Source organism: Desulfosarcina sp., from assembly GCF_033791525.1.
GTDB lineage: Bacteria > Desulfobacterota > Desulfobacteria > Desulfobacterales > Desulfosarcinaceae > Desulfosarcina.
Genome location: NZ_JASJGN010000467.1, coordinates 1 through 9,207, shown reverse-complemented (window position 1 = coordinate 9,207; position 9,207 = coordinate 1). Strand labels below are relative to the sequence as shown.

The window sequence follows — 9,207 nt, the reverse complement described above, 5'->3', positions numbered from 1 at the left end:
TCCATGGCCAATTTTACCGTGATGGCCACCGATGCGTTCCCCCTGACCGACGATCAGGTCATTATTGGTGAGGGCGTCCGGCGGACCTGGAGCGGCATTCGGGACAACCGGTTGTTCATCAAGGCGTTTGATGGATCCGCCATTTCTCTTGCGATTCTGGACGAGTTCGAGGCGGACACGGCCCTGGTTTCATCGGACCTGATCCTGATGACCGCCCCTGCATTTCGCCGCATCTTCGGGATTGCCGAGGGACTGGCTACCGATCTGGCCGCCACGATACGCAACGAAAAGGAAGCACCGACCATTGCCGGGAAGGTTGTCGAGCAACTGCCCGATACCCGCCCGGTGCTGCGCGAGGAGATCCAGCGCACCTACGCCTCGTTGTTCGACTGGCGCAGCGGGTACGTCGTTGTCATGTTGAGTGGCACCCTGCTGGCTTTTCTCATTTTCGCCTGGGACAAGGCTACCGGCCTTTCGGCTGGTGAACGCTTCGAGATCGGTGTCCTCAAGGGCATCGGCTGGGACACCGGCGATGTTCTGCAGCTCAAATTCTGGGAAGGGCTGGTGGTCTGCCTGACGGCATTCGTACTGGGCGTCATCGCCGCCTACGGTCATGTGTTCATGGCCGACGCGCCCCTGTTCGAGCACGCCCTCAAAGGGTGGGCCATTCTGTATCCCGACTTCCGGCTGACACCGGCGTTCGACATCTATCAGTTGGCGGTGGTGTTCGGGCTGACGGTCCTGCCTTACACCCTGATTACCATCGTCCCGGCGTGGCGGGCGGCCGTCACTGACCCGGATGCGGTGATGCGGTAAAACCGGTTGAATTGGTTGATTAGTTTTGTTGGTTGAATTGGTTAGCTTCACTCCCGACTCCTCCAACAAAACAACCAATCAAACCAACAAAACCAATTAAACTAACCAACAGCGGTAACTTTTCCTATGAACTGGATCGCCTGGACCATTCTTTTTTTTCTCATCGCCGATTTTTTGCTTCATCGGGTGGCCGACCGGCTCAACCTTAAGGCGCTCACCGATGAAATACCAAAATCATTTCAACTTATTTTCGACCCGGAGAAGTACCGACAGGCGCAGAGCTACCTGCGCACCCAGACCCGTTTCGGACAGATTGCCGCGGCCGTGGATCTGCTGGTGCTGATCGGCTTCTGGTTTGGCGGCGGTTTTGCCCTGGTGGACGCCTGGACGCGCTCGTTCGACTGGGGGCCACTGGCCACGGGTTTGGCATTCATAGGGGTTCTTGCCGGATTGAAAACCCTGGTCGACCAACCATTCAGTCTCTATGCCACCTTTGTGATCGAAGCGCGTTTCGGATTCAACCAAACCACCCCGGCCATCTGGATAAAGGACCGGCTCAAGGCCCTGCTCCTGGCCATAATATTGGGCGTCCCGCTGCTGGCCGGCGTTCTGGCCTTTTTCCAGTATGCCGGATCGAGCGCATGGATCTGGTGCTGGGCCCTGGTCACCCTGTTCATGATCGTGGTCCAGTTTATTGCACCCACCTGGATCATGCCCCTGTTCAACCGGTTCGAACCTCTGGAAACAGGCGAACTGAAGGATGCCATCATGGCCTATGCCCGCGCCATCGATTTCTCCCTGGACAACATCTATGTCATGGACGGTTCAAAACGATCATCCAAATCCAATGCTTTTTTTACGGGATTCGGCCGCCATCGGCGCATCGTGCTCTTCGACACCCTCATCGCCGGGCACACCACCGACGAACTGGTAGCTGTGCTGGCCCATGAAATGGGGCATTACCAGCTGCGGCACATTCTCAAGATGATGACGCTGGGCATCCTGCAGACCGGCATGCTGCTGTTTCTCATGTCCCTGATCATCCACACGCCGGCATTGGTTGAAGCATTTTACGTAAAACAACCGTCGGTTCACGCCGGATTGGTGTTCTTTGGCCTGCTCTACGCGCCGGTGGACTTTTTTATAGGGCTGATCGGTCACTGGGTGTCCCGCCGGCATGAGTTTGCGGCAGACCGTTTTGCCGCAGCCACCACCGGAAAAATCCGCCCCATGGTGGATGCCCTGAAAAAACTCAGCCTCAACAACCTGTCCAATCTGTCCCCCCACCCGCTTTATGTCTTCTTGAACTACTCTCATCCACCGGTACTCCAGCGGGTCGCGGCGCTTGAAGACGGAGGTCAAGGGACTGACTAATTGAGGGATTGGGGGATTGGGGGTTTACGGTTCTCGGTTTCCGGTTTCCGGTTGACGGTGAAGGGTGAGCAGTGAGCTGAAAAGCCGGGAGGTCGAGAGGGCGTGAGGGCGTGAAATGAAAAGAGACAGAAGCTCAGAAGATCCGAGGATAAGAAGGGCAACCAATTGAACTGTTTTTCATCTTTTAGATTTTCACCTACCAGCTCAACAGCTTATTAGCTATGAGCCATTTTGCCGTGAACCGGAAACTGGAAACTGTAAACCCGCATCGCCTTTCGCCTTGCGACTTACGCCTAACGCCTTGCGGTTAAAAAACCGTCAACCGGTAACCGTCAACTGGGTTTCGTTCCAACGCTCTCAACGATAATAACTAATCGAACCAATGAGACCAATTAAACCGTTTTTTCAACCGTCAACCGGTAACCGGAAACCGTCAACTGGGTTTCGTTCCAAACGATCTTAACGATCCTAACGAACCAACCAACTCAACCAATCTAAGATTCCTGAATCAGCATGGTTGAGGGATCCAGCAGTTGGTCGCAGCCTTCTGAATCCTCGGGTCCGCCCTTTAAGCAGCGGATGTGAATTTTTTTTCCTTCGGGCTGAAGCTCGATGGCGGCGTCGAACAGATCGCCAACGGCTGACAGCTGCACCGGCAGACCGTCTGCACCGGGCGTTTCGTGGCGATGCGTGGTGACGGTGAACCACAGGTGAAGGCGATGACTCTCTGAAAAGGCTTTCAGTCCTTCCAGCGGGGTTCTCAGGCGCTCATCAAATGGCAGGCCGTCGATAATCACCATGTGGGGATTGAATATCTGCTGCTCGGTGAGATCCTTGACCCGTTCTTCCAGTTTGGGTACGCTGAATCCTTCCACCTTGAACGTCATGATAAACCGGTGCATCTGGATGGATTCCCACAACTCCTTGATCTGCCGCACGTGGTACTGGCTGGCCAGGCTGTTGAGTACCTCCTGGTACCACAGGTTCACCTTGTCAACGGGGTCGTCCAGGCTCACGTGGAGTACATTTTTCTGCTGCAGCATGGTATTGAGGGCCACCTGAACGATCAGGGCGGTTTTACCCACGCCGGCCCGGGCCAATACGGCCCCGAAGCCCCCCTGGGGAACAATGGCTTCGTTTTCGTGGCCAATCAGCCTCAGCGGATTTCTGAGGATCAGATCGTTTCTGAGCATATCCAGGTTCCTTTCTTTCAAATTAATGACCCTGGCCTTGGTGCGCCGATTGTTGATCTGCCGGGGCTTTTTAATAATTTGCCCCTCTGCGGCTGATAAGGCTGGGGATTCGTATGCGTGTGCCTGAGCCCGTTTCCGGGCATTTTTCCATTCGTCTGTATCTTCTTTCGTGATCACAGAACCCATGTCACTCCTTCTGCTAACACCCTGTCGGGGGATTCACTGATCAAGCTACATTCTTTTTCTCATCCTGACGCTTTTTGGCGATCTCTTCCGAGATGGACTGGGGGACCTGCCGGTAAGTGGCAAATTCCATCGTGAACTGGGCTTTTCCCTGGGTCAGGGAGCGCAGCACCGTCGCATACCCGAACATCTCTGCCAGGGGCACCTGGGATTCGATGACGCACATGGGCCCCTCGTCCTGGGAGCCGACGATCATGCCGCGGCGCTGGTTCAATGACCCCATGACCCCGCCCTGGAATTCGGTAGGGGTCTCCACGGCCACCTTCATGATCGGCTCGTGAATCACCGGCCCCGCTTTCATGTAGCCCTCCAGAAAAGCACCACGGGCGGCAGCCTGGAATGCCATCTCCGACGAGTCCACACTGTGGGAGGCGCCGTCGTTGATCACCACCTTGACGCCGGTGACCGGAAACTCCATTTTGGGCCCCTTGGCCAGGCATTTCCTGAAGCCCTTCTCACACGCCGCAATAAACTGCGTGGGAATGGATCCGCCGGTGACTTTGTTGACAAAGGTAAAATCTTCCCCGTCCACCGGTTCCATAAAACCGGCCACACGGCCGTACTGGCCCGAACCGCCGGTTTGCTTCTTATGGATGTAGTTGAACTCGGCCAGGCGTGTAATGGTTTCCCGGTAAGCCACCCGGGGAGCGCCGCTGGTCACTTCGGCCTGATACTCCCGGCGCATGCGTTCGATATAGACTTCCAGATGGAGTTCTCCCATGCCGGAGATGATCGTGTCACCGGTTTCTTCGCTCACGTAGGTGCGAAAGGTGGGGTCTTCCTTGGAAAAGCGGTTTAGGGCCTTGGACATGTTGATTTCCGCCTTGTTGTCCTTGGGGACAATGGCCAGGGAAATCACCGGCTCCGGCACGTACATGGACGTCATGGTCAGGTTGACGCTGCGGTCGGTAAAGGTGTCCCCCGATGAACAGTCGACGCCGAACAACGCGCCGATATACCCGGCGGAGATTTCGGGAATATCTTCCATCTGGTTGGCGTGCATGCGCACCAGACGGCCGATCTTGACCTTTCGGCCGGTACGCACATTCACCACGGTGTCGCCTTTTTTCAGGGCGCCCTGGTAGACACGAATATAGGTGAGCTGACCATATTGCCCGTCCTCCAGTTTGAAGGCCAGCGCCACGGTCGGCTTGGCGGCGTCCGAGGTCAGGGTCACCTGTGCCTCATCCTGGTCCAGGTCCAGGGCCTGGTTCGACACATCCGCCGGACAGGGCAGCAGCTGGGTGACGGCATCCAGCAGCGGCTGAACCGCTTTGTTTTTATATGCGGAACCCATGAATACGGGTGTGATCTTGCGTTCAAGGGTTCCCTTGCGCATGGCATCGACGAGCATCTCTGCCGGTATGGGCGTCTCTTCGAGGACCGCATCGGTCAGTTCATCGGAAAACATGGAAGCGGAATCGATGAGCGCTTCCCGTTTCTCCATGGCCAGGTCCACAAGGGATTCCGGGATCTCCTCCACACGGATTGTTTCGCCGTTATCGCCGTCAAAATAGAGGGCTTTCATGGTCACCAGATCCACAACGCCTTCATGATCCGCCTCGAGCCCCACGGGGATCTGCATGGCCACTGCGTTGTGGCCAAGCTTCTCCTTGAGCTGGGTAACCACCCGAAACGGATTGGCGCCGCTGCGATCGCATTTGTTGATGAATGCAATGCATGGGACCTTGTAACGCTTCATCTGCTGATCAACGGTAATCGACTGGCTTTGAACCCCGCCCACCGAACAGAGGACAAGAATGGCGCCGTCCAGAACGCGCAGGCTGCGCTCCACCTCGATGGTAAAGTCAACATGGCCGGGCGTGTCGATGATATTGATTTCGTGGTTGTTCCACTCGCAGTAGGTGGCGGCGGAGGCGATGGTGATCCCCCGCTCCTTTTCAAGCTCCATGGAATCCATGGTTGCCCCCACCCCATCCTTGCCCTTTACGTCGTGGATGGCGTGGATGCGCTTGGTGTAAAACAGGATCCGCTCGGTGATCGTGGTTTTGCCTGAATCGATATGAGCGCTGATGCCGATGTTTCTGATTCTCTCGATGCGTGTTGCCATGATGTCCTCGATTGGTGAGCGCAGTGCCTGACCGGTTGATGCGCTCGGTCTTTGTGTTATTTGTGTTGACGGATTCGTAAAAAGCCCGATATCTGCGTTACGCTTCACCCTTCGTCACTGCGGCGTACCGTAAGTACGCCTCATTCCTCAGGATTCGCAAGCCTTGATCTCGGGCTTTTTACGAATCCGTCGGAAATGCGACTTTTTACGAGTTCATCATTTATTAACGTCTAAAGTCCGGTTACCTTGTTCCTGCCTGCATTTTTGGACCGGTACAGGGCCTCATCGGCCCGGTGAACAAAGTCGTCGGTGGCCTCATCTTTCCTGTATGTCGCTACGCCAAATGAAAGCGTGAGCGTTCCCAGGTTCTCACCGGTGTTCTTTTTTTTCAAGTCGAGCCGCTCAAAGGTGAGGCGTATGTTGTCAGCCAATGTCATGGCCCCGTCAAAGGGCGTGTCTGGCAGCAGGATGGCAAACTCCTCACCACCCACTCGGGCGACCAGATCCTTGCCCTTGATGGAGTCCTTGATGGTGGCAGCGACCATTCGAAGGACGTTGTCACCCACCAGATGGCCGTGGGTGTCGTTGACTTTTTTAAAGCGATCGATATCGGCAATGATCAGGCATAGGGACGTATCGGAAATACTGGCGTGATCGGCGGCCTCCCTCAGTTTTTTTTCAAATCCCCGGCGATTGTCAATGTGGGTCAACGGGTCCTTGATCGCTTCATCCCGGTAACGCGCCATCTTTATTTTCAGCTCATCGATTTCCTGTGTCGCCTGCTGGAGCTGCTGCTTGAAGGATGTGCTGGAGGACTCCAGACTTTTAATTTCACGCTTGATCTGACTGACGATCTTATCCACATCCGCCTCAGACAAGCTGGGAACCAGCGATTCTTGGATGGTCTCTAAATTGTTCTCGGACGCTGAGAAATTCAGGTTCGTGGTAGTGATCGCACTGATAATTTCGGAAAAAACCCTTTTTAGTTCTTCTCGAACCAGGGCGGTTACCGTTTCCGTGCCGTTGGCGATGTGCTGGTTGAAAAGCTGCCGACTGATTTCCTCGGTGAGGGCCCCGCTGCTTTCCAGATGTTTGTCTATGGCCGCGTTAAGCGCTTCGTTTCTCCCGGATGCATACTCGTACCAGATGCAGTAGTTCAACGGGTCGGTCGGTAGACCATGTTTACCGATCAGCTCCAGGGTGAGGCGCAGAAACTGCCGGGAATCATCAATGGTATCATCATATCGCATGGCGTGATTATCTTTCTGCAAATCGATCGGTTGTGCATCAGCGGGTCGCGTGTCCGTTCGCAACCCCGGGTGGCGAGATGCGAACGGGCAGACCCGGGTTCCCATTTTCGGGATATGATCCTTTATTTAGAAGGACAAAGAAAAACTGTCAATTAAAAACCGGTGCAGGCATCGGTTTCGGCACGGTGAAAATTTGCTTGACCGTCACCGGCTGCCTGTGCATAATCGGTTGACCTGAAAGACTTTTATCCATCAAGCCGTTCCGGTCCAATGCCGTTAATTGAGTTGCCGATTCCACTCCCTGCGGTACACACAGAGGATAAACATTCATGAAAAAGAAAATACTGGTGGTCGACGACAACCGTATGATTTTAAAATTCCTGTCCAATCTGCTGGATGGCGAAGGTCATGAAGTGAAAACCTGTGAAGACGGTCTGAGTGCATTGAGCCTGTTGACCACCTTCGAGCCGGATATTGTTTTCGTGGACTTGATCATTCCAAAGATCGGCGGAGACAAGTTGTGCCAGATCATCAGAACCATGGAACATATGAAGGACTGCTACCTGGTGATCATCTCTGCCGCCGTGGCTGAAATGGATCTGGACTTCAGGAAAATAGGTGTGAATGCCTGCATCGCCAAGGGGCCTTTCGGCCAGATGGGCAAGCATGTGCTGGCTGCCATTAAAGATTCCAATGATCCGTCTACGTTTACTTCAGAACACGGAATTGTGGGCATTGCCTCGGTCAACGGCATCCCGGTATATGCCCGGCGCATGACCAAGGAACTGCTGGGGCGTAACCGCCACCTGGAAACCATTTTGGAAAGCATGAACGAGGGAATCATCGAAGTGTATACCGGACGCGTGGTTTACGCCAACTCCGCAGCAGTGAAGCTTTTTGCCGTCCCCTTAGAAAACCTGTTATCCGCCAAGCCCCAGAATCTCTTTGACGACGTGTTCACGAGCCGTATCGACGCCCTGATGAATCGAGACACGAAAAAAATGCCGGTGGTTGGGCTATCCCGTCCCCTGGAACTTAACGGGCGCCAGATTGTCATACGCAGCTTTCCGGTGAAGGGGGAGGCGGACACGACCATCCTGCTGATTACCGATGTCACTGACCAACGCGACCTGGAATACCAACTGCAACATGTCCGGCGCATGGATGCAATCGGCAACCTGGCAGGGGGGATTGCCCATAACTTCAACAATCTGCTGATGGGTATTCAGGGGAATGTCTCCATTTTAATCCAGGATAAAAAGATGGGTGATCCCGGGTACGATGAACTCGCGGGCATCGAACGCTGCATCGACAGCGGCGCCAAACTGACCCGTCAGCTGCTGAGCTTTGCCAAGGGCGGCCGCTATTCCCTGGGTTTGGAGGATGTCAACGATATCGTTGAAAAGTCTTCCAGTATGTTTGCCCGGACCAGAAAAGAAATTCATGTCGAGCAGCATCTGGAAGAGGATCTGGTCATGGCGGAAGCGAATGCCGCACAGATCGAACTGGCTTTGATGGACCTATATGTCAACGCCTGGCATGCCATGTTCAACGGGGGGACGTTGACGGTTTCTACAGCCAATATTATTTTGAATGATCCCTTTGTCAAACCCTACAACCTGGCCCCTGGAAGTTACCTGAAAATCAGCGTGGCCGACACCGGATCGGGGATGGACGAAAAAAGTATTGAGCGGATATTCGAGCCCTTTTATACCACCCGACCCATGGGCGAGGGCACCGGTTTAGGGCTGGCTTCCGTATTTGGAATCATTAAAAAGCACAAGGGCATTATCACGGTGGACAGCCAAGTGGGAAGGGGAACCACGTTCTCCATCTATCTCCCCGCGGCAAGGATCCTTCAAAGGCCCAAGGAAGCGGAAAAGCCGCGGGTCATTTCCTCTGGAAAACGTCCTGAAAAAGGGTCGGGGACCATTCTCGTGGTGGACGATGAAGAATACATCCTCAATGCAGACAAGGCCATGCTCAATGAACTCGGCTACGAAGTGTTGCTCGCCAACGGTGGGAAAGAAGCCCTCCGCGTGTTCGATGAGAACAAGGATCGTATTAACCTGCTGATCCTGGATTTGATAATGCCGGATCTGAGCGGGGAGATTGTTTATGACCGCATCAAATCCTTACGACCGGACATCCGTGTGATCCTCTCCTCTGGTTACAGTATCGAGGGGCAGGCTGAATCCATTCTCAAGCGAGGGTGCGACGGGTTTATCCAAAAACCGTACAACCTGAATCAACTGGCCGA

General features: G+C 54.5%; 6 protein-coding genes. 3 read left to right on the top strand and 3 right to left on the bottom strand.

Annotation, left to right across the window (positions count from 1 at the left end):
• Together QNK41_RS22000 and QNK41_RS21995 are read left to right on the top strand one after the other, a co-directional pair.
• Nucleotides 1-816, top strand: an 816-nt coding sequence (locus QNK41_RS22000; protein WP_319261733.1) for an ABC transporter permease, incomplete at its 5' end; no start/stop codon positions are given.
• 126 nt (nt 817-942) lie between these two features.
• Nucleotides 943-2,190 (top strand): M48 family metallopeptidase, encoded by a 1,248-nt coding sequence (locus QNK41_RS21995; protein WP_319261730.1) that lies wholly within the window; start codon nt 943-945, stop codon nt 2,188-2,190.
• 494 nt (nt 2,191-2,684) lie between these two features.
• Here QNK41_RS21995 and QNK41_RS21990 read toward each other — a convergent pair whose 3' ends face one another.
• From QNK41_RS21990 to QNK41_RS21980, 3 genes are all read right to left on the bottom strand, one after another.
• Nucleotides 2,685-3,569, bottom strand: coding sequence for an AAA family ATPase (locus QNK41_RS21990; protein ID WP_319261727.1), 885 nt, complete (start codon nt 3,567-3,569; stop codon nt 2,685-2,687).
• Nucleotides 3,570-3,609: 40 nt separating this feature from the next.
• A complete protein-coding gene (gene fusA, locus QNK41_RS21985; protein WP_319261724.1) occupies nt 3,610-5,697 on the bottom strand; it encodes an elongation factor G in 2,088 nt (695 codons plus the stop codon).
• Between the two features lie 230 nt (nt 5,698-5,927).
• Nucleotides 5,928-6,947, bottom strand: a complete 1,020-nt coding sequence (locus QNK41_RS21980) for a diguanylate cyclase (protein ID WP_319261721.1) — start codon at nt 6,945-6,947, stop codon at nt 5,928-5,930.
• 329 nt (nt 6,948-7,276) lie between these two features.
• Here QNK41_RS21980 and QNK41_RS21975 point away from each other — a divergent pair.
• The coding region (locus QNK41_RS21975) for a response regulator (RefSeq protein WP_319261716.1) at nt 7,277-9,207 on the top strand (1,931 nt) is incomplete at its 3' end.